The following is an 18,613-nucleotide window of genomic DNA, read 5'->3' on the forward strand; positions in this document are numbered from 1 at the left end:
TCTTTTGCGGCGACCTGAGGCACTTGGGTCCGGCTCGCTGGCTTGTGCTCCACCAGCGGTATTGGCTCGCCCCGAGCTAAAGCTATCTATTGCCGTCCGTGCCGGTTGGTGCGGGCGGCTTTTTTGGGTATAACGGTGCGGTGTATGTTTTTGAGAAAGGTTGGATATGGCCGTTGTGGATGATGTCGAGCTGTTTGGCAATGCCGAGGACCAGCGTGCGTACGAGGACTTTTGCGCCAATCAGGAGGCGGTCGAGAAGTTTACGCTCGACAAGCCCGCGCTTGTCTGCCGTTGGCGCATGTCCAACAAAAAGGTGCCCATGCTCAACCGTCACATTCGTGCGCTGTCCGAGCGCCTGGTGCAGGGCGAGCCGCTCACCCATAATATGCTCAGCTGGGCCAAGCAGCACGTTGAGTGGTCGCTTGCCGAGGGCGATTACACCGCGCGCGACGGCGTGCTCATGCTGGTGATCGACGTTAACGGCAATGCCGCCATGACGGTGGGGGAGTACGAGCCGCTGGCCGATACTTCGGCCAAGGCGCTGCGTGCCCGCTCCGCCGAGGCCCGCTCCGAGGCCGATGAAACCGGCGTGGCGCCCGAGCTGCTCGCCGCCGTCAACGACGGCGAGCTGGTCTTTGTGGCACCGGCGGACGAGTGCCTGTGTGGCACGGCGACGCTTATCGAGCAGTTGGCTCAGACCAAGGGCATCCCGGTCACGCGCGTGGACATTCCCGCGCAGCTCAAGGGCGCGCTGTTCCTGGTGAGTGACGAGCACGGCGTGGTCCCTGCCGCCGAGACGGACGCCGTCGAGTCCGACGCCGCTACGGTTGCCTTCTTTGCCGAAGGCTACGAAAAGCTCCGTGCCCACCGCTAAATGATTTTCCTGGGACGGGGATTTAATAATCATTTGATCCTCGCTCCCGTTGCGAGCGAGGGGCGAGCCAAACGCTTTCGTTCGCGAACAGTTCTGTCACCTTGGTGCCTCGCGAGGCACGCACCTGCGGCTCCGCGGTCATAATGGGGCAAGACAACCAAGAGGGGAGCGGAATCCATGGCGCTGATCTATGTCGTTGAGGACGACGAGCGCATTCGTCGTGAGCTTGTCGACATCCTTGCCCGCGCCGGGTTTGAAATCGAGGCCTGCGAATCGTTTGAGCATGTCTCGCGCGATATCCTTGCCGCCGCGCCCGACCTGGTGTTGCTCGACCTCACGCTTCCCGTCAAGGACGGCCAACATATCTGCCACGAGGTTCGCCGCGAATCCGAGGTTCCTATCATCGTCCTCACGTCGCGCACGACCGAGATCGACGAGGTCATGGCCATGACGCTTGGCGCGGACGACTTTGTTCCCAAGCCTTACAGCGCCCGTGTGCTCGTGGCGCACATCAATGCGTTGCTGCGCCGCACCGCGGCGGCGGGCGATCGCAGCACGCTCGTCCACAAGGGGCTGGAGCTCGACCTCGCCCGCTCCATGGTCACCAATACGGCAACCGGCGACAGTACCGAGCTCACCAAAAACGAGCTGCGTATCCTCTCGCTGCTCTTGGGCCGCGCGGGCAAGATTGTCTCGCGCTCGGCTATCATGCAGGACCTGTGGGACTCCGACGCCTTCGTGGACGACAATACGCTCACCGTCAATATCAACCGCCTGCGCACCACGCTCGAAAAAATCGGCATCAAGGGGTATTTGACGACGCATCGCGGCCAAGGCTATTCGGTCTAGGAGCCGGTTATGTCGTTTGCCAAGTTCTTTAAAGATGCACTGTTTCCCATTGCCGTGTGGACCTGCGGCGTGCTGCTGAGCTGTTTTGTACTGACGGTCGCCGGCGCCCCGGCATCCATCGTGGTCGTGGCGGTCGGTGTGTCCTTTATCTTTGGCATGCTGGGCATCGTGATCGAGTACGTGCGCCGTCGTCGTTTTCTGTGCCAGCTGGAGCGCGCGGCAGAGGAGCTGGGGAGCCCCGCTTGGGTGCAGGAGATGGTGCAATGCCCGACCTATGCCGAGGGCGAGCTCGAATATGAGGTCTTGCGCCGGGTGGGCAAAGCCGCTTGCGACGAGGTGGCGGAAGGCCGGCGCCAGACCGATGACTACCGCGACTATATCGAGAGCTGGGTCCACGAGGCCAAGCTGCCCCTGGCGGCGGCTCATCTGATTTTAGAAAACCTGGACGGCAGCGAAGACGACCTGTCGCGCGTGGATGACCTGGGTCGCGAGCTGGCTCGCGTGGAGCGCTATATCGATCAGGCGCTGTACTATGCGCGCTCGGAAGTCGTAGAGCGCGACTACCTAATTCGCCGCTGGGGTCTCAAGAGCTTGGTGACGGGCGCGATTAAAGCCAACGCGCGCGAGCTCATTGCGGCGCACGTGGCTCCGGTGTGCGAGAACCTCGACTTTGAGGTGTTCACCGACGAGAAATGGCTCGAGTTTATTCTGGGCCAGCTCATTCAGAACAGCATTAAATATGCGCGTGAGGACGGCGCGAAGATTGTGTTTTCGGGTGCGTTGCTGGACGAGGGCCTGGCAAACGAGCGCATCGAGCTTACCGTCGCGGACAACGGCTGCGGCGTGAGCGCGGCTGACCTGCCGCGCGTGTTCGAGAAGGGCTTTACCGGCGATAACGGCCGCACCACCAAGCGCGCAACGGGCATCGGCCTCTACCTGGTGGCGCGCCTGTGTTCCAAGATGGGCATCGACGTCACCGCGGCATCCGACTCCGGCGAAGGTTTTGTCGTAACATTCGCTTTCTCGACCAACAAGTTTCAATACTTCGAGTAGTCGGGCCGTCTTGTGGTGCGGATGGCTATGTTCCCGAGCGTGAACATGGCTATGAGGCTCTAAAAAATCACCCAAACAAAACGTGCCGCCCCGAACAAAACGTGCCGCCCCGTTTGGGGGGGCACGCCATTTTTTATCAGCCAACTCGTTGAAGTAAGGTTGCGAAGGCCGCGGGGCCGGGAGGGGTTTCCTAAGGGCACATCCCGCAGCCGCAACGCGGCGAGGACGTGCCCTTAGGAAACCCCGCAGGCCCCGCGGCCGGTGGGAGCAACGCTACTTCACGACCAGAATGTCGCAGTCGGTGTTGCGCAGCAGGAATGTCGAAATCGAACCCAGGAGCGCATACTTGATCGAGGAAAGGCCACGAGCGCCGCAGAGCACCAGATCGGGCTTGACCACGTCGAGCATCTCGTCCTTGAGCGTCTCGCGAATACGGCCGGCGCGAATCATGACTTCGACCTCGGGAATGTTGGGATTAGCCTTGGCCTCTTCGAGCTGCTTGGCGATGGAGTTCTTAAAGGCCTCCTCCAGGCCGTTGACCAGATCGACCGGATAGGAACCGGCGCTCTCGAGCGCCGTGGAATCGATGACGTGACCGATGATCAGCTTGGCGCCATTGTTTGCGGCGACCTTGATAGCGCGTGTGAGCACAAAATCCTGCTGCTCAGTACCGTCGAGTGAAACAAATACCTTGGTATAGCCCTCGTTCATGGTTTCCTCCTTGGTCTATCGCACGGGCGCGGGGCTCGTGCATCGGACGACGTGTTGGCCGCCGGACACTTTAGCTTGTTGCAGTTATACCCAAGGATTTCGGTTTGACCGCTCGCAATTCTGTGAACGGGCGAGATTTTTGGTAAGGGTGGGCGCGGCCGCGGCCGAACGGTTGATAATGGGACATCGCCCGCAACCGTCCGCAGAACAACTATCGGCGGGTGACAAACGAGGGGGTCCCTTTGGATATCATCGAGCTTCTAAAATCTGCCTTCATGGGCCTGGTCGAGGGCATCACCGAATGGCTGCCCGTTTCGTCGACGGGCCACATGATCTTGGTGGACGAGTTCGTCAAGATGAATGTGAGCGAGACATTCTGGAATATGTTCCTGGTCGTGATTCAGCTTGGCGCCATTTTGGCCGTCTGCGTTCTGTTCTTCTACGACTTAAATCCGTTCTCGCCCAGCAAGGGCAAGGAGGGTCGTCGCGACACCTGGGTGCTGTGGGGCAAGATCGTGCTTGGCTGTATTCCCGCCGCGGCGATCGGTCTGCCGCTCAACGACTGGATGGAGGAGCATTTCTATAACGCTCCTGTCGTGGCGCTGGCGCTCATCGTGTACGGCGTGTTGTTTATCGTGATTGAGAACTGGCGTGCGAGTAAGCGCGAGAACGCCGTCCTTGCCGATTCGTTTGGTTCGCGTGCTGTGGTGGCGGGTGGGCGTCCCGCCGGTGCACACTTCGCGGCGCCTGCGGCGGATATTGCCGAAGACAATGACGATGACGAGGATTTGGACTTTGGATCCATCGCCACGCTCGAGGACCTGAGCTGGAAGACCGCATTGGGTATCGGTTGCTTCCAGGTGCTTTCGCTGATTCCGGGCACATCACGCTCCGGCTCTACCATTATCGGCGGCCTGTTGCTGGGCTGCACGCGCTCGGTGGCGTCCAAGTTCACGTTTTTCCTGGCCATTCCCGTTATGTTTGGCGCGAGCGCGCTCAAGCTGGTCAAGTACTTCGTTAAGGGCGGTACGTTTGGCACCAACGAGATTGCCATTCTGGGCGTGGGCTGCGTCGTGGCCTTTGTGGTTTCGCTTATTGCCATCAAGTGGCTCATGGGCTTCGTTCGCCGTCACGACTTTAAGTGCTTTGGCGTCTACCGCATTATTCTGGGCATCGTGGTGCTCGCGTACTTCTTTGTTCTGGAGCCTATGCTCGGCCTGTAACTTGGTTGACGCTGCGCGGCGGCCAGAGCGCGGCGCACGGAGTCGTGGTGTGATTTGCATCGGTGTCCGCGCGGCTCGGTATACTGGTACGGCTCAAACTATGGCGCCGCCCGCAGGCGCGCCGTCCGTCAGATGAGGAGTCGCCCATGACCCAGCCCTTGCCCTGGGAAAAGAACGCCGCGGTACCCGTGCCGCCCGCGCCGGAACCCGTGCCGCTCGATGCATACACCGCCCCCGCTGCGCCGGAGCCCGAGCTCGTTCCGCTCGACATCTACGACGCTCCCGCGCCGGCACCCAAGCCCGTCAAGCCGCTCGTCGACATCGACAGCCTTAATCCCGCCCAGCGCGAGGCCGTCCTGACCACCGAGGGCCCGTTGCTGGTCCTCGCCGGCGCAGGCTCGGGCAAGACTCGCGTCCTGACCTTCCGCATCGCGCATATGCTCGGCGACCTGGGTGTTAAGCCTTGGCAGGTTCTTGCCATCACGTTTACCAACAAAGCCGCGGCCGAGATGCGCGAGCGTCTGACGGCGCTCATTCCCAGCGGTACCCGCGGCATGTGGGTGTGCACCTTCCACGCCATGTGCGTGCGCATGCTGCGCGAGGACGCCGACCTGCTGGGTTACACCGGTCAGTTCACCATCTACGATGACGATGACTCAAAGCGCATGGTGCGTGACATTATGCAGGCGCTCGGCATCGAGCAAAAGCAGTTCCCCATCAACATGATTCGCAGCAAGATCAGTTCGGCCAAAAACGCCATGATCGGCCCCGAGGACATGCTCAAATCCGCCGATAGCCCCAACGACAAAAAGGCCGCGCAGGTCTACCTGGAGCTGGAGCGCCGCCTGCGCGCCGCCAACGCGATGGACTTCGACGATTTGCTCGTGCGCACACTCGAACTGCTGCGCACCCGCCCCGAGGTGCTCGACAAGTACCAGGAGCGCTTCCGCTACATTAGCGTCGACGAGTATCAGGACACCAACCACGTCCAGTACGAAATCGCCAACCTTCTGGCCGCCAAGTACCAAAACCTCATGGTTGTGGGCGACGATGACCAGTCCATTTACAGCTGGCGTGGCGCCGACATCACCAACATCTTGGACTTTGAGCAGGACTTTAAAAACTGCAAGACCGTTAAGCTCGAGCAGAACTACCGCTCTACGGGCCATATCCTAAACGCCGCCAACGCCGTGGTACGCCACAACTCGCAGCGCAAGGACAAGCGCCTGTTTACGGCCGAGGGCGATGGCGAGAAGATTCAGGCCTTCCAGGCGAGCGACGAGCGCGACGAGGGCCGCTGGATTGCCGGTGAGATCGAGAAACTGCATGCCAAAGGCACGAGTTACGACGACATCGCCGTGTTTTATCGCACCAACGCCCAGTCGCGTATTCTCGAAGATATGTTTCTGCGCGCGGGCGTGCCCTACAAGATCGTGGGCGGCACTCGATTCTTCGACCGTGCCGAGATTCGCGACGTCATGGCCTACCTCAAGATGATCGTGAACCCGGCCGACGAGATGAGCGTCAAGCGCGTCATCAACACACCGCGCCGCGGCATTGGCTCCACCTCAATCCAAAAGATCGAGCAGCTGGCACGCGACAACCGTTGCTCGTTCTTCCAGGCTTGCGAGATCGCGTGCGCCGAAACCGGCATGTTTAGCGCCAAGGTGCGCAACGGCCTGTCGAGCTTTGTCTCACTGGTGCGCGAGGGCCGCCGCATGGACGGCGAGCTCAAGGACGTTGTCGAGATGATCGTCGATAAGACGGGCCTGCTGCAGGCGTTTCGCGCCGAGGGCACCATGGAATCTGAGAGCCGCGCCGAGAACATCCAGGAATTTCTGGGCGTTGCGGCGGAATTTGAGGAGACGCACGAGGATATCGAGGGTACGCTCGAGAGCCTAGAAGAGCTGCGCGCAGCCGGTGTTGCCGACGTTCCTGCCGGCGCCGAGCCCGAGCCCGTCGTGGTGAGAGCGCCTGCGCCCGTACCGGGGCCATCTGTCCCGGCATCCTCGTTTGAGGCGCTCGTCGGCGCCCGTGACGCCGCGGGCTCCAATCCGCTCGATGGCTTGGCCGCTCCGGCGCTGTCTCCGCAGGATGCCCTGGCCGCCGCCATCGCAGGCAACGCGTATGCCGCGCCGACGGAGCTGTCGGCGGGTGCCGTGCATGCCGGCGAGATCGAGCGTACCTACGGTCCGCTCACCTGTAAGGCGCTGCCGGCACTCATGGAGTGGCTGGCCTTGCGCTCCGACTTGGATTCCCTGGCCGGCGAGACGCATGCCATTACCATGATGACCATCCACTCCGCCAAGGGCCTGGAGTTTCCGGCGGTGTTCGTGGCCGGCATGGAGGAGGGTATCTTTCCGCACGTGCACGACTTTGGCGGCAGCGATGATCCGGGCAAGCTCGAGGAGGAGCGTCGCCTGGCCTACGTCGCCATCACGCGTGCCCGCAAGCGCCTGTTCTTGACCTATGCGGCCACGCGTCGCACCTACGGTTCGACCTCCGCCAACCCGCGTTCGCGCTTTCTCAACGAGATTCCGTTTGAGGATATCGAGTTTAGCGGTATCGGTTCTGCCGGTTTTGAGGGCACGGGCTGGGAGAAACGCGGCGACCGTCGCGGCACCTTTGGCTCGGGCATGGGTTCGGATATGTATGGCGGCAAGGTGTTTGGTTCGCATACGCGCTCGACCGGCGGTTCCGGTTCGCGCGGCGGATCGAGCTTCGACGATTTCTTTGGCGGCAGCAGCTACGGGACCGAGCGCCATCGTGGGGTCTCGCCCGACGCCGGTCGCGTTGCCTCGACCTTTGGCTCGGGCGCACCGCGAGCCAAAAAGCCGTCGTCCAAGGTGTCCCCAACAGTGGAGCGCAAGGTCGATCGCGCCAGCGCGTCGCAGGACTTTGCCGCGGGCGATACCGTGAGTCATAAGACCTTTGGCACGGGTACCGTGATCTCGGTCGCTGGAGACATGATCGAGGTCCAATTCGAAAAGACCGGCCAGACCAAAAAGCTTATGAAAGGCTTTGCGCCGATCGTCAAGCTGAATGCCTAACTGCGAGGTTGACCGGGCGCGCCGGGGGCTTTGGTCGCCTGCTCGGACAGTCCTGCTCGCACGGAGAGCACATTAAGTGCTCTCCGGCTCGTGCGGAACTCGCGATCGACCAAAGCCCCCGGCGCGCCCTCTTCCTTGTGGCGTTTTGGCCTGCAGCTTGCGAACGTCGCTCTGCTCGTTCGCTTTTTGATCTGGAGAACCGGGTGGGCTGATATATAGATACGAGTAGGGGCTCTCCCGTACATGGACGGGAGAGCCCCTTGTTGCGTTTTGGTTGTTGGCGCGACCTAGAGGTGGCTGATAATCAGTTCCATCTTGCCTTCGAGGTCGATGGAGCTGACGGTGCTGGGTGCCAGCAGATGGCTTCCCTTGTGGACGGGGTCGCCGCAGACGGAGCCTTTGCCGTCGATGACCGACAGGCACATGAAGGGCCAGCGCTGCTCCAAGGTCTTGCTGCCGTCGACGCGTACGCGATCGACGGTGTAGCAGGAGTTAGACTCGAGCTCGGTTACGCCGTTCACCTCGGGCGCGGCCACCGTGCCGTCGGTCGGAGCCTGAGCATCAAAGTCGATGCAGTCGAGGCTCTGCTCAATGTGCAGCGGACGCAGCTTGCCGTCGGTGCCGGGACGGTCGTAGTCGTACAGGCGATATGTCACGTCGCTTGACTGCTGCGTCTCCAAAATGAGCGTGCCGGTCTTGATGGCGTGTACGGTACCGGAATCAATCTGGAAAAAGTCGCCCTTGTGGATCGGCAGCACGTTGAGCATGTCGTCCCAACGGCCCCCCTCGATCATCTGTGCGGCCTCGGCGCGGTCATGCGCGCGCTGGCCGACGATGATCGTGGCGCCGGGCTCGCAGTCCAGCACATACCAGCACTCGGTTTTGCCCAGACTGCCGTTCTCGTGCTTGGCGGCGTACTCGTCGTTGGGATGAATCTGGATCGAAAGGTCGTCCTTGGCGTCCAGAATCTTAACGAGCAGCGGGAACTCCTTGCCCTCGCACCTGCCAAAGAGCTCGCGGTGCTCGGCCCACAGCCACGACAGCGTGTGGCCTGCATACGGGCCTTCCGCAATCTGGCAGTCGCCGTTGGGGTGGGCCGAGATGGCCCAACACTCACCGATGGGTCCATCGGGAATGTCGTAGCCAAATACGGTTTCGAGCTGGCGGCCGCCCCAGATCTTCTCGTGGAAGATCGGCGTCAGTTTAATCAAATCGGACATATTCATACCCCATTGTGTTGCGCGGGCGTTGCACAAACAGCTCAAAACGAGCGCCCGCATGACTACAAAAACCTATGCCAACGTTACGTTGTGCAACTCAAAGCGGTCGCCAACGTTGCGCGAGACCGAATACTCAAAGGCCGCGCCGCTGTCCAAAAAGCCAATCTGGTTGAGCTCGAGCAGGGGAGAGCCAGGTTTGGTGTCCAGGCGCTCGGCTTCTTCCTCGGTTGCTGCCACGGCGCGAATGGTACGGTGGAAGCTCGAGATCTTCAACCCACATTGCTCGCGGACAAAGCGGTAGACCGATCCGTACAGGTCCTTCTTTTTAAGGCCCGGAATCAGCTCGAGGGGCATGTAGGTGTACTCGATAACGATGGGCTTCTCATCGGCCTGACGCACGCGCACGATGTGATAGGCAAAGTCATCCTCGGCAATTCCCAGCTGGGCTGCGATGTCCGCTGGTGGATTAACAATCGAGAAATCATAGACCACCGAGGTCACCTTCTCCCCGCGGTGCTCATACGAAAAGCCCTGGGCACGGTCGTTTTTGCCCTGAAAAAACGCCTGGCCGGGAAGCCCCGCCGTGTCCTTAACGTAGGTACCCGATCCACGACGGCTGGTAACAAGACCTTCCTCGGTGATTTGCTCGATAGCTCGTTTGACGGTGATTTTGGAAACGCTATAGAGCTCGCAGAACTCAACGACGGTGGGAAGCTTGTCGCCTGGTTTAAGAGCGCCAGCCTCAATACTTCGACGAATATCTGCAGCTATCGCCTCGTATTTGGGAATCATGGAACCTCCTTTCCAACTTGATTGAGTATAAAAGAAAGTATACTCAACACCTAAGTATCCCTATTGAGTCATTGAAAAGTTCGATAGATATATTACTAAAAGTCGCTTTGCGCTAAAAATAAAAGCGCTCTAAATAAATATACATTCGAATAATGTCGTGTTGAGAAATCTAATCGGTCCGAGGACGGGGCCGAACCGATTTAGCACCCAGCGAACCGAATCCTGTATTCTGCATTTCCTCAGATAAAACCTACCAAAACAAACCTGTCCCTTTTTGGTAGGTTTTTGCCTTGGGAGCGGTACCATACAGACAATGTTTAAACGAGAAAGGCGGGCCCCTATGGAACCTAAGCAGTACTACATCGGCATCGACGTCGGCGGCACTTCGGTTAAGGAGGGCCTGTTCGACGGGGATGGCAACCTGCTTGCGAAGGTCAGCGTGCCCACGCCTCCCATCGTTGACGCTGCGGGCTTTGCCGCGGTGACCGAGGCTATCGACCAGGTGGTCGCCAAGGCACAGATTCCGCGCGCCTTTGTGGCGGGCATTGGCCTTGCTGTTCCGTGCCCCATTCCGGCAGCGGGCGATGCCAAGGTCAAGGCCAACATTGCCATTAACCTGCCCGAGTTGAAGATCGCCATTCAGGAGCACTGCCCCGATGCGGTCGTTAAGTACGAGAACGATGCCAACGCCGCTGCCATGGGCGAGGCTTGGCTCGGTTCTGCCAAGGACGTGCAGAATGTGGTGATGGTCACCATCGGTACCGGCGTGGGCGGCGGCGTTATCGTCAACGGCGATGTGGTGTCGGGTGTTGTGGGCGCCGGCGGCGAGATTGGCCATATGTGCCTGAATCCGGCTGAGGAGCGCACTTGCGGCTGCGGCGGCCATGGCCACCTGGAGCAGTATTCCAGCGCCACCGGCGTGGTGAGCAACTACCTTGCCGAGTGCAAGAAGGCGGGCGTCGAGCCCATCGAGCTCACCGGCCCCTCCGATTCCAAGGACGTGTTCCAAGCCTGCCGCGAGGGTGATAAGCTCGCGCTGGCCGCGGCCGATACCATGGCCGACTATCTCGGCCGCGCCCTGGCGCTTATTGCCAACGTGGTCGATCCCGAGATGTTCCTGATCGGCGGCGGCGCCTCCGCCTCGGCCGATGTCTACCTCGATAAGGTTCGCGAGTACTTCCAGCGCTACGCGCTTTCCGCCTCGCGCGAGACGCCCATTAAGGTTGCCTCGCTCGGAAACGACGCCGGCATCATCGGTTCTGCCTACGTAGCCCTGCGCGCCGCCGGTAAATAGCTGGTGCAAGGGGGCCAGGTTACTTTGCACCAACATGGTGCAAAAGGGACAGCCTTGGCCCCCATGCCTGCCACAAAATATGCCGTGGCCCTTCCGTCCCCAAAGGCCAGCTGCCAGCGTGCTACCATAGCTACGTCTAAGTACACATACCAAGTGGAGGATACCCATGGCAAACGTTCTTGTCTTTGGTCACCAGAACCCCGATAACGACGCCATCATGAGCGCCGTCGTTCTGTCTCAGCTGCTCAATCAGGTTGAGTATGCCGGCAACACCTATGAGGTCTGCGCTCTTGGTCAGCTTCCGGCAGAGTCCGCCAAGCTGCTCGCAGACGCCGGCATTGCCGAGCCCCGCGTGATTGAGTCCGTCGAGGCCGGCCAGCTTGTCGTTCTCACCGACCACAACGAGTCCGCCCAGTCCGTCGCCGGCCTTAAGGACGCCACGGTCTTTGGCGTCGTTGACCATCACCGCATCGGCGACTTTGAGACCGCCGGCCCGCTGCACTACATCTGCCTGCCCTGGGGTTCCAGCTGCACCATCGTCACTAAGCTCGCCGGCGTGCTCGGCGTTGAGCTTTCCGACGTTCAGGCCAAGCTGCTGCTCTCGGCCATGATGACCGACACGCTCATGCTCAAGAGCCCCACCACCACCGATGTCGACCGCGCCGTCGCCGCCAAGCTCGGCGAGCAGGTGGGTGTCGACCCGGTCAAGTTTGGCATGGAGGTCTTCCTCACCCGTCCGTCCGGCTCCTTCACCGCAGCCGAGATGGTCGGCAACGACATCAAGATGTTCGAGCCCGCCGGCAAGAAGCTGCTCATCGGCCAGTACGAGACCGTCGACAAGAGCCGTGCGCTCGGCATGATCGACGAGATCCGCGAGGCCATGCGCGCCTACGCCGCCGAGAAGGGTGCCGACGGCATCGTCCTGTGCATCACCGACATCATGGAGGAGGGCTCGCAGGTCCTGCTCGAGGGCGAGACCGAGGCCGCTCAGAAGGGCTTGGGCATTGCCGACGAGCACGACGGCGTCTGGATGCCGGGCGTCCTCTCCCGTAAGAAGCAGGTCGCTGCCCCCATCATGGCCGCCTGCTAGGTTTTGTAACCTGCTACGACCGGACCGCGGACGCCCCGCGCTCCGGTCGTTTTTTGTGCGCGGGACCGCGTCCTCTATTGGACAGGGGCGCCCGTACCGTTGGGCAAATAATGTTCAACCTGTGGTTCCGCTTTTCGGCCACGCCTGCGTGCTTGTCGTGCAGGGTAGGCTAGATGCAAGCGTAATACGTTGGAGCGCGGTGCCGCCACTTGGGCGGGCCGTGCTTTTTTAAGACGGGAGCTTTCCCGTGAAAGGAGCCGCCCATGGCAGCAACTGAGCAGCTGTTCAACGTTCGTGAGCGCAAGCGCTTTGAACGTCATGACATCTGGGAGCGCATCGCCGAGAACGGCACGATTTCCGCCGCCGTCATGGTCATCGCCGCCATCGCCGCCGTTATCTGCGCCAACACCGATGTCTACGAGGCTATCCATCACTTTTTGGAGACCCCGCTGTATGTGGGTCTGGGCAACCTTGCGGCTGGCCTCACCGTCGAGCTTTTCGTCAACGACTTTCTCATGGCGATCTTCTTTTTGTTGGTGGGCATTGAGCTTAAGTACGAGATGACGGTCGGCGAGCTCAAGAATCCGCGTCAGGCCATGCTTCCCATGCTGGCAGCCGTGGGCGGCGTCGTCGTTCCCGCCTGCATCTACCTGATCTTTAACCATGCCGGCGCCCGCAACGGTTGGGCCATCCCCATGGCAACCGATATTGCCTTTGCGCTGGGCGTGCTGTCGCTTTTGGGCAATCGCGTGCCCAACGGCGTGCGCGTGTTCTTCTCGACGCTCGCCATCGCCGACGACCTCATCTCCATCGCCGCCATCGCCATTTTCTACGGCCAGAGCCCCAGTCCGTTTTGGCTGGGTGCCGCTGCAGTTGTGACCTGCGCACTTGTGTGGCTCAACAAGACTCAGCATTATCGCCTTGCCCCGTACTCGGTGCTTGGTCTGCTGCTGTGGTTTTGCATGTTTAAGAGCGGCGTGCACGCCACGCTTGCCGGTGTCATCCTGGCCTTCACCATTCCGGCCAAGTGCGGTGTTAAGCTCGATAGCCTTACCGATTGGCTAGGCGAGTACCTGCCGTTGCTCGACGACCGTTACGACGACGAGGCGCACATCCTGGGCCAGCACGACTTTACCCTTTCGACTACCAAGGTCGAGCGTGTCATGCACCGTGTGACCCCGCCGCTCATCCGCATGGAGCGCCTGATCTCCACGCCGGTCAACTTTGTGATCCTGCCGATCTTTGCGTTTGTCAACGCGCAGGTTCGCCTTGTGGGCGTGGACATGAGCGTGCTGCTTACCGACCCGGTGACCCTCGGCGTGTACTTTGGCATGCTGCTGGGTAAGCCGATCGGTATCTTTGGCGTGACGTTTGCCCTGGTCAAGCTTAAGGCTTGCGAGCTGCCTCATAACGTTAACTGGCATATGATCGCCGGCGTGGGCATTTTGGGTGGCATCGGCTTTACCATGTCGATCCTCATCAGCGGCCTCGCCTTCCCGACGGCCCAGTTCGAGGTTCTGGCCGCCAAGGCCGCCATTCTTGCCGGTTCTGTTACCGCGGCCGTGCTGGGCATGATCTACATGAGCGTGGTCTGCAAGCATCCTTCGCCCAAGGACGAGTAGGAGCGCGAAAACCGGGGCCGGACATGCCCCGGATGCCCTCGTGTGAAAAAATGCCGTTTGTGAGCACTGTCACAAACGGCATTTCATTTATTTGCCATTTTTATTCCACGGTGCCGTAGACGGCGCCCCAGCCGTGGGCGGCAAGGGCCGAGTTAAGCTGGTCGCAAAGCGATTGGCGGTCGTAGTGGCCGGGCGGCAAAAGATTCACGATTTCCATGAGATCGGGCGCCAGGTCCAAGATCTCCGCCTGAACGATTAGATCCAGGCGGTCAATGGCCTTACGGTCATAAAACAAGCCGTCGACCAGACGCTGCAGGTCTCCGAACTCCTCGGCTTGAAAAGAGCCGTATTCCATACTGCCTCCTTGGATGTGCCATGCGGCTATACGGGTCATACGGTGGATATCGTAATTCATTGCGATGGACTTAATCTATCACGGCTTCATACCGTTGCGGCGGTAGCGGTCTATACTTAGACAAACTGCAACGTCCCGCTTTGCGAAAGGTCGCACCCATGCAGACGATCTACCAGAAGATGGAAACCACCGAACTCGATGCCGCCATCGAGGCGCTCAAAGCCGAGGTTGCCGAGGTCAAGGCCAAGGGCCTGGCGCTCGACATGGCGCGCGGCAAGCCGTCGCCCTCCCAGGTGGACATCTCGCGCCCCATGCTCGATATCCTCAATGCCGACGCCGATCTGCACGACGGTAACGTCGACTGCTCCAACTACGGCTGCTTTGAGGGCATCCCCTCGGCACGCAAGCTGGCGGGGGAGTTCCTGGGTTGCCCCGCCGATCAGACGCTCGTACTGGGTTCGTCGAGCCTTTTGATCGAGCACGATATCGCCGGTATGTTCTGGCGCTGCGGCTCGTGCGGCAGCGAGCCTTGGGAGGCTTATGAGGCCGCGCACGACGGTAAGAAGGTCAGGTTCCTGTGCCCGGTTCCTGGCTACGACCGTCATTTTGGCATCACCGCCGACCTGGGTATCGAGAACGTCCCCGTCGCGATGACCGGCAGCGGCCCCGACATGGACGAGGTAGAGCGCCTGGTTGCCGCCGACGACTCCATCAAGGGCATCTGGTGCGTGCCCAAGTATTCCAACCCCACGGGCATCACCTTTAGCGAGGACACCGTGCGCCGCTTGGTCGAGATGCCCACGGCCGCGCCCGATTTTCGCATCTTTTGGGACAACGCCTACTGCGTGCACGACCTGTACGACGAGACCGACGAGCTCGCCAACATCTTCGATCTTGCCCGCGCGGCGGGTACCGAGGACCGCGTGGTGGCATTCGCCTCGACGTCCAAGATTACCTTCCCGGGCGCGGGCATCGGCTTTATCGGTGCGAGTCCCGCGGTCATCGCGGAGTTCTCTAAGCGCCTGAAGGCCGGTCTTATCAGCGCCGACAAGCTCAACCAGCTACGCCACGTGCGCTTCCTTCCCACCATCGAGGCGGTCAAGGAGCACATGAAAAAGCATGCCGAGTTCTTGCGTCCGCGCTTTGAGGCCGTCGAGCGCAAGCTCACTGAGGGCCTGGGCGATACGGGTTGCGCTACTTGGACGCATCCCCGCGGCGGCTACTTTGTGAGCTTTGATGGCCCCGAGGGCTCGGCCCAAAAGGTCGCAGCGCTTTGCGCCGACCTGGGTGTCAAGCTCACGCCGGCAGGTGCCACCTGGCCTTATGGCAAGGATCCGCGCGACACCAACATCCGCATCGCGCCGAGTTATCCCACGGTCGAGGACCTGGAGGCCGCACTCGACGTGCTGGTGCTGGCCGTCAAGCTCGTCGCTGCCGAGCTTGCTCGTGCCGAGCGCGCCTAACGCGTAGGGCCCCGCAAATCCGCGTCCAGTACCATCCGCACTCTCGATACGCAAAGGAGCGTATATATGGATTTGGGTATTTCCACCAACCCCACGCCGGAGCTCTACACCATCAGGGTGACCGGTGAGATTGATATCTCTAACGCCGACAGCTTGCGTAACGCCATCGACTTGGCGCTCGAGCAGCCCACCGAGGCCGTTGAGCTCGACTTTGCCCAGGTGAGCTATATCGACTCGACAGGTATTGGCGTACTTGTGGGCGCCGCGCACCACGCAGCCGATCACGACAAGCGGTTTGGCTGCGTCAACGTGCAGCCCCCGGTGATGCGCGTGGTTCAGTTGCTGGGTGTCGACCAGGAGATTTCAATTACGGCGGCATAAGCCCTGCCCCAAAAAGGGCGTGCCGTTTGGTATATGTTTGTGATGCGCTCGGATGTTTTGACGTCCGGGCGCTATACTTGACCGAATGAATAGACGAGTTCCGGCCGAATGGCGCGGTGCGGGCTCGACTCACATCGAGCCTTGGAGGTATGTGTGTTTGGTATTGGAGAGGGTGAGCTCGCGATCATCGTGGTCTTCGGCTTTTTGCTGTTTGGCCCGGATAAGCTCCCGCAGATGGGCCGCACGATCGGCCGTGCCATCCGTCAGTTCCGCGAGACGCAGGAAAAGATGACGGCTGTTGTTCAGTCCGAGATTATCGATCCGGTAAGCGAGGCCGCTTCGGCTCCGGTCAAGCCCAAGAAGGCTGCCGTCGATGACGATTCCGATGCGGACGAGGATGCCGTCGATACGGCCGCGCCCGCAAAGAAGGAGACCTTTGCCGAGCGCCGTGCCCGCCTTGCCGCCGAGAAGGCCGCGAGTGAGGGTGCTGCCGAGGACGAAGGTGCTGCTGGTGAGGCTGAGGGCGCCGAGTCTGCCGCTGCCGCCGTCGAGCCCGAGCCTGCTGCAGAGCCGGAGCCCGAGCCCGAGCCGGCAGAGCCCACGACGGCTGACCTCTACGCCCGTCGTCCCCGCAAGCGCAAGGCCGTCGTCGACCAGCTCGCTCGCGAGCTCGAGGCCGAGGACGACGCCGCTGCCGCCCATGCCCCGAAGGGAGGCGATGAGTAATGCCTATCGGACCTGCGCGCATGCCGCTCTTCGATCATCTGGGTGAGCTCCGTCGTCGCCTGACCATCGTGGTCGTGTCAGTCTTTGCCGCCGCCATCGTGCTGTATTTCGCCACGCCCGTGGTGCTCGACATCCTGGAAGACCCCATCCGCTCCTTTGTGCCGGACGGTAAGTTCTACATCACCACCACGCTCGGCGGCTTTGGTCTGCGCTTTTCGCTGGCCCTCAAGATGGCCGTTGTCATGTGCACGCCTATGATCATTTGGCAGATTCTGGCGTTTTTCCTGCCGGCGCTTCGCCCCAACGAGCGCAAGTGGGTTGTGCCCACGGTGCTCGCCTCGACGGTGCTGTTCTTCCTGGGTGCAATCTTTTGCTACTTCATCATCATCCCTGCGGGCTTTGAGTGGCTCATCGGCGAAACCTCGGCCGTCGCTACGGCGCTGCCCGATCTGGAGAACTACGTCAACATGGAGCTGCTCTTTATGATCGGCTTTGGCGTGGCGTTTGAGCTGCCGCTCATCATCTTCTACCTTTCTGTCTTCCATATCGTGTCCTATGCGGCCTTCCGCGGTGCCTGGCGTTACGTATATGTTGGCCTGCTTGCGGGCTCGGCTGTGATTACGCCCGACGGCTCGCCCGTTACACTGGGTCTCATGTATGGCGCCCTGCTCTCGCTCTACGAGATTTCGCTCGCCATCGCCCGCGTGGTCATTACCGCGCGCGATGGCAAGGAAGGCTTGTTTGTGAGCCGTCTGGATCTGTTCTCGAACGACGACGAGGACGACGAGGAGTAAATCCGTATGCACGAGGTTGGCATTGTCAACGGCATACTCGATACAGTGATTCGCGCGGCGCGTGGGGCGGGGGCCTCGCGCGCTGTTTTGGTAACGCTGCGCATTGGGGATATGACCGAAGTTGTGCGTGAGGCGCTCGACTTTGCGTGGGAGACGTTTCGCGACGAGGACATGCTCACGCGCGGCTGCGAGCTTGCCGTGGAGGAAGTCCATCCACAAAGCGAGTGCCTGGACTGCCGCGAGGTCTTTGAGCACGACCGCTTCCATTGCCGCTGTCCTCAGTGTGGCGGCACCAACGTGCGCCTGCTGCACGGCCGCGAGCTCGACATCGCCAGCATCGAGATTGAAACCCCCGACAATTAACCAGCCTGCCATTTGGGGACGGGGTATAAATGGTAGAAGTAAGGAGTGCCGAGTATGGCCGAGAAAACTATTGATATCGCATCGCCGATTCTGTCGCGCAATGAGCGCCTGGCAGATCAGCTGCGTCAGCGATTCAAAGAGACAGGCACCTATGTGATCAATGTGCTGTCGAGTCCCGGCTCTGGTAAGACCACCACGATTCTGGGCACCAACGAGCGCCTGCGCGACAAAGCCGGCCTGCGCTGTGCCGTCATCGAGGGCGATATCGCCTCGGATGTCGACGCCATCACCATGAAGGAAGCCGGCATGCCCGCCATTCAGATCAACACGGGCGGTCTGTGCCACCTCGAGGGCAACATGATCATGGAGGCCGTTGACGCGTTCGACCAGGCAGTGGGCCTTCAAAACATCGATGTTATCTTTATCGAAAACGTGGGAAATCTGGTCTGTCCGGTCGACTTTGACCTGGGCGAGAACCTGTCCATCATGATTCTCTCGGTGCCCGAGGGCGACGACAAGCCCATTAAGTACCCGGGCATCTTCCAGCACGCTGGCGCACAGCTGCTCAACAAGGTCGATGTGGCCCCGGCTTTCGATTTTGACATGGATAGGTATACTAAGACACTCGATGACCTCAATCCGCAGGCGCCGCGGTTTGCCGTGAGCGCACGCAAGGGCGAGGGCATGGATGCCTGGTGCGATTGGCTCATCGGGCAGATCGAACAAGCAAGGGCGTAAGTCGGCCGTCGTACG

General features: G+C 60.8%; 18 protein-coding genes. 14 read left to right on the forward strand and 4 right to left on the reverse strand.

All coding sequences use genetic code 11. The annotated features are described in order from the left end of the window. The first annotated feature begins 166 nt into the window (after window positions 1–166). The 3 genes from ACQQ92_RS00145 (at window position 167) to ACQQ92_RS00155 (ending at window position 2,776) form a co-directional block, all read left to right on the forward strand. Window positions 167–874 carry a hypothetical protein gene (locus ACQQ92_RS00145; RefSeq protein WP_427795464.1) on the forward strand — a complete coding sequence of 236 codons (708 nt, stop codon included), beginning with the start codon at window positions 167–169 and terminating at the stop codon, window positions 872–874. A 177-nt stretch (window positions 875–1,051) separates the two neighbouring features. Next, a complete protein-coding gene (locus ACQQ92_RS00150; protein WP_427728526.1) occupies window positions 1,052–1,723 on the forward strand; it encodes a response regulator transcription factor in 672 nt (223 codons plus the stop codon). Window positions 1,724–1,732: 9 nt separating this feature from the next. Then, window positions 1,733–2,776 carry a sensor histidine kinase gene (locus ACQQ92_RS00155; protein ID WP_427795465.1) on the forward strand — a complete coding sequence of 348 codons (1,044 nt, stop codon included), beginning with the start codon at window positions 1,733–1,735 and terminating at the stop codon, window positions 2,774–2,776. A 273-nt stretch (window positions 2,777–3,049) separates the two neighbouring features. On the opposite strand, the gene ACQQ92_RS00160 is transcribed toward ACQQ92_RS00155, so the two are convergent. Then, complete coding sequence (locus ACQQ92_RS00160; RefSeq protein ID WP_154515052.1) at window positions 3,050–3,487, reverse strand: universal stress protein; 438 nt, start codon at window positions 3,485–3,487, stop codon at window positions 3,050–3,052. 242 nt (window positions 3,488–3,729) lie between these two features. Between ACQQ92_RS00160 and ACQQ92_RS00165 the strand changes: the two genes are divergently transcribed. Both ACQQ92_RS00165 and ACQQ92_RS00170 read left to right on the forward strand, forming a co-directional pair. Continuing rightward, window positions 3,730–4,710, forward strand: coding sequence for an undecaprenyl-diphosphate phosphatase (locus ACQQ92_RS00165; RefSeq protein ID WP_427795466.1), 981 nt, complete (start codon window positions 3,730–3,732; stop codon window positions 4,708–4,710). A 146-nt stretch (window positions 4,711–4,856) separates the two neighbouring features. Further along, entirely contained in the window at window positions 4,857–7,760 is a 2,904-nt protein-coding gene (locus ACQQ92_RS00170) for an ATP-dependent helicase (protein WP_427795467.1), read from the forward strand. A 287-nt stretch (window positions 7,761–8,047) separates the two neighbouring features. Here ACQQ92_RS00170 and ACQQ92_RS00175 read toward each other — a convergent pair whose 3' ends face one another. Both ACQQ92_RS00175 and ACQQ92_RS00180 read right to left on the reverse strand, forming a co-directional pair. Continuing rightward, entirely contained in the window at window positions 8,048–8,980 is a 933-nt protein-coding gene (locus ACQQ92_RS00175; RefSeq protein ID WP_427795468.1) for a type I phosphomannose isomerase catalytic subunit, read from the reverse strand. Between the two features lie 72 nt (window positions 8,981–9,052). Continuing rightward, window positions 9,053–9,772 (reverse strand): GntR family transcriptional regulator, encoded by a 720-nt coding sequence (locus ACQQ92_RS00180; protein WP_427795469.1) that lies wholly within the window; start codon window positions 9,770–9,772, stop codon window positions 9,053–9,055. Between the two features lie 340 nt (window positions 9,773–10,112). On the opposite strand from ACQQ92_RS00180, the gene ACQQ92_RS00185 reads away from it, so the two are divergent. The 3 genes from ACQQ92_RS00185 (at window position 10,113) to nhaA (ending at window position 13,778) form a co-directional block, all read left to right on the forward strand. Beyond that, window positions 10,113–11,066, forward strand: a complete 954-nt coding sequence (locus tag ACQQ92_RS00185) for an ROK family protein (protein WP_427728539.1) — start codon at window positions 10,113–10,115, stop codon at window positions 11,064–11,066. Window positions 11,067–11,232: 166 nt separating this feature from the next. After that, window positions 11,233–12,156, forward strand: a complete 924-nt coding sequence (locus ACQQ92_RS00190; RefSeq protein ID WP_427718922.1) for a manganese-dependent inorganic pyrophosphatase — start codon at window positions 11,233–11,235, stop codon at window positions 12,154–12,156. A 263-nt stretch (window positions 12,157–12,419) separates the two neighbouring features. Next, window positions 12,420–13,778, forward strand: coding sequence for a Na+/H+ antiporter NhaA (gene nhaA, locus ACQQ92_RS00195; RefSeq protein WP_427795470.1), 1,359 nt, complete (start codon window positions 12,420–12,422; stop codon window positions 13,776–13,778). Window positions 13,779–13,878: 100 nt separating this feature from the next. On the opposite strand, the gene ACQQ92_RS00200 is transcribed toward nhaA, so the two are convergent. Continuing rightward, the gene (locus ACQQ92_RS00200; RefSeq protein ID WP_154515036.1) at window positions 13,879–14,133 is read right to left on the reverse strand and encodes a hypothetical protein; all 255 of its coding nucleotides are present in this window, start codon (window positions 14,131–14,133) and stop codon (window positions 13,879–13,881) included. Between the two features lie 158 nt (window positions 14,134–14,291). On the opposite strand from ACQQ92_RS00200, the gene ACQQ92_RS00205 reads away from it, so the two are divergent. The 6 genes from ACQQ92_RS00205 to hypB all read left to right on the forward strand — a co-directional run bounded on the left by ACQQ92_RS00205 (window position 14,292) and on the right by hypB (window position 18,598). Then, the gene (locus tag ACQQ92_RS00205; RefSeq protein ID WP_427795471.1) at window positions 14,292–15,596 is read left to right on the forward strand and encodes an aminotransferase class I/II-fold pyridoxal phosphate-dependent enzyme; all 1,305 of its coding nucleotides are present in this window, start codon (window positions 14,292–14,294) and stop codon (window positions 15,594–15,596) included. A gap of 66 nt (window positions 15,597–15,662) precedes the next feature. Beyond that, on the forward strand, window positions 15,663–15,977 hold the full coding sequence (locus ACQQ92_RS00210; protein ID WP_154515032.1) for an STAS domain-containing protein: 315 nt from the start codon (window positions 15,663–15,665) through the stop codon (window positions 15,975–15,977). A 153-nt stretch (window positions 15,978–16,130) separates the two neighbouring features. Continuing rightward, window positions 16,131–16,703: a twin-arginine translocase TatA/TatE family subunit gene (locus tag ACQQ92_RS00215; protein ID WP_427794240.1), complete on the forward strand. Its 573-nt coding sequence runs from the start codon at window positions 16,131–16,133 to the stop codon at window positions 16,701–16,703. Beyond that, the gene (gene tatC / locus ACQQ92_RS00220) at window positions 16,703–17,497 is read left to right on the forward strand and encodes a twin-arginine translocase subunit TatC (RefSeq protein WP_193221504.1); all 795 of its coding nucleotides are present in this window, start codon (window positions 16,703–16,705) and stop codon (window positions 17,495–17,497) included. Before ACQQ92_RS00215 ends, tatC begins: the two co-directional genes overlap by 1 nt. Before the next feature lie 6 nt (window positions 17,498–17,503). Beyond that, window positions 17,504–17,860 carry a hydrogenase maturation nickel metallochaperone HypA gene (gene hypA, locus ACQQ92_RS00225; protein WP_152068469.1) on the forward strand — a complete coding sequence of 119 codons (357 nt, stop codon included), beginning with the start codon at window positions 17,504–17,506 and terminating at the stop codon, window positions 17,858–17,860. 54 nt (window positions 17,861–17,914) lie between these two features. Beyond that, on the forward strand, window positions 17,915–18,598 hold the full coding sequence (hypB, locus tag ACQQ92_RS00230; protein ID WP_427795472.1) for a hydrogenase nickel incorporation protein HypB: 684 nt from the start codon (window positions 17,915–17,917) through the stop codon (window positions 18,596–18,598). Window positions 18,599–18,613: the final 15 nt, after the last annotated feature.

This window comes from Collinsella sp. SGI.241, assembly GCF_050312955.1.
Taxonomy (GTDB): Bacteria; Actinomycetota; Coriobacteriia; order Coriobacteriales; family Coriobacteriaceae; genus Collinsella.